The organism is Tenuifilum sp. (genome assembly GCF_037481895.1).
Classification (GTDB): Bacteria; Bacteroidota; Bacteroidia; order Bacteroidales; family Tenuifilaceae; genus Tenuifilum; species Tenuifilum osseticum.
This window is the reverse complement of record NZ_JBBFKU010000077.1, coordinates 1-2,448: the sequence shown is the minus strand read 5'-3', so window position 1 is coordinate 2,448 and position 2,448 is coordinate 1. Positions and strand designations below refer to the sequence as shown.

General features: G+C 40.4%; 1 protein-coding gene. It reads right to left on the bottom strand.

The window, feature by feature from the left end; all coding sequences use genetic code 11:
* Positions 1-452: 452 nt before the first annotated feature.
* Entirely contained in the window at positions 453-2,351 is a 1,899-nt protein-coding gene (locus WHS63_RS13145; protein WP_445205512.1) for a methyl-accepting chemotaxis protein, read from the bottom strand.
* Between the last annotated feature and the right edge of the window lie 97 nt (positions 2,352-2,448).

Below are 2,448 nucleotides of genomic sequence, written 5' to 3'. Positions count from 1 at the left end.
TATTCCCACATGTATAGCGATGCACGCAATACTTAAGCCAAAGAGCAAGGGTAAAACTTTGCATCGCAACAGAAAAGCACTGCAAAGATCGGTTTCCAAAAAAACAACAAGAATTAAAGGGTTTAAAGTAAAGCGATACTTCGGCTAACTCAGCATGACAAGTGAGCAGAAAGGAAGATAGGGTTTTTATCATCCCGAGCAAAGTCGAGGGAACTATTCAAAGGATTGAAGAAAATGAGCAATGAGATGCTTTGGCGAAGTCTATCCCTATAAATCGGGACTCAGCGCGACAGCGTGATGTTTCGCTTGTGCGCAACATGACAAATAACCTTAACTAAACAACATTATTAGTTGATTCGTCAATTGTAAAATTCAATTGAAGAATTTGGAATACAGTAAGTAATGTCATGTAAATTCCCAAAACAAAAAAAGAGGCTTACAGCCTCTTTTTGCTAAAACTTTTCGTAATTGGTGTCGTCGCTATTACTTGAGAGCTTTATATCGATACCGTCGGAAAGCTTAGGTTTTGACTTCGTTCTTTTGGATTCCCTGAATTCGGTTTTAGGAGTAATTGAAGTTTGAGCAATCTTTCTAGTAACATTCTTAAGGTTACTCAACGTAGTTAGGGTTTCCTTTTCACCAGTGTCAAAAAATGATACAATATCAATTAGTTGCTGGGCCTGGCTGTTGAGTTCCTCAGCACCTGAAGCCATTTCCTCGCTAGCAGCAGCATTCTGCTGTGTAACCTGGTTAAGTTGCTGAATGGCAGAGTTTATTTGGTCAGCTCCAGCATTCTGCTCCATACTCGCAGCAGCAATCTCCTGAACTAGCCTAGCGGTCTTTTCAATGTCGGGAACTATCTCTGAGAGCAACCGACCAGCATCGTCGGCAATTCTAACGCCATCGTGGGTAATTCTGTTAATTTCCTCGGCGGCCAAACGGCTGCGTTCGGCAAGCTTACGAACTTCGGCAGCCACCACGGCAAAACCTTTGCCATGCTCACCTGCCCTGGCTGCTTCAACTGCAGCGTTAAGGGCAAGTATGTTGGTTTGGAAAGCAATATCGCCAATAATGGTAACCTTTTCAGCAATCTTTTTCATGCTATTCAGGGCATATGTAGTAGAGTCATATCCCTTACGGATGCCCTCTACGCTCTTAAAGGCAATGATTTCGGCCTGTTTGGCATTTTCGGTGTTATTTTGAATATTGGCAACCATTTGCTCCATTGAGGCAGAAACCTCCTCAGCAGAACTTGCCTGCTCCGATGCTCCCTGCGATAGCTGTTGGCTAGTGGTACTCAGTTGTTCGCTTGCAGCTGCAATGTGATTTGAGGAGATGTATATTGTAGATATTACCTCCTTCAGCTTCTCGCTCATGTCGTTAAGGGCACGTGAAAGCTTTCCTAACTCATCGCCTCTTTTAGCTGACTCACTTGCATGAATAACCAGGTTCCCTTTGGATAGGTTGTGGGCTAACTCTACACCTGAGTTTACAGGTTCTGTAATACTTCGGGTAACCCTGTATGCAATTAATGAACTCAAGAAAACAATAGACAAAACCACAAAAATTATTACCGTTAATCCATGTTTAGCTGAATCGTTCAGTAATCCAGCCGATAAAATCACTCCCTTTTGCAACAAATTTTGAGTATGGGTAACCGCTTCAATAGATTTACTTTTGGCATCAAAAATATCTTTTTTGGCCTCGACATGCTTAATGAAACTTTCTTTATACTGTTCAAGCGCCCTTACTATCTCACTAAGCCCTAATCTGGATGCTAGTCTGGTATTATCATCAATTTCCGTTAGCCATTTCCTATACAGTTCATCATTACCTGAAATCAGGTAATTCTTTTCCATTATCCGTATATTCAAAAACTGCTGTACGCCACGTGAAACCTCTCCTCCCATAACTCGGGCGGCTATGGTAAGAGCAGTATTCGATGAGCTCTCCAGCACTGTAGCGGTTTGAGCTATAAACTGATTGCTATTTTCAAGTATTGCGAATTGATCTTCAACTACCTTAATATTTCCTTCAATAATTGTAATTAGCCCATAGTTTTTTTTAGTAACAACGGGCTTAAGAATTTCGAGTTGGTTTTTAAATTTGGTAAAGTAGAACTTGACGGAGTCGAGTTCAACCTGATTACCTGATTGAATAAAATCGAGCAAGTGTGAACTTAAAGCAGCGTTACTAGCTAATAAATTATTCAGCATAACCTGCTTGTTGCTCTCCAACCTTACTTTACGATTCGAAATGAAAACTGCAATGGCAACAACTAATATTAAACCAATAATTAATGAAAAACCCAATGCCAATCGTTTCCCAATTGGTAAATTGTTTAAGTTCATAAATAGTTTGATTTAAAGATTATCACTACTGAACGACTAAAAAAAATAGGGGCTATTTCCCGAAGGATTCACCCCAAGTTGTAAGTTTGTTTTTGCG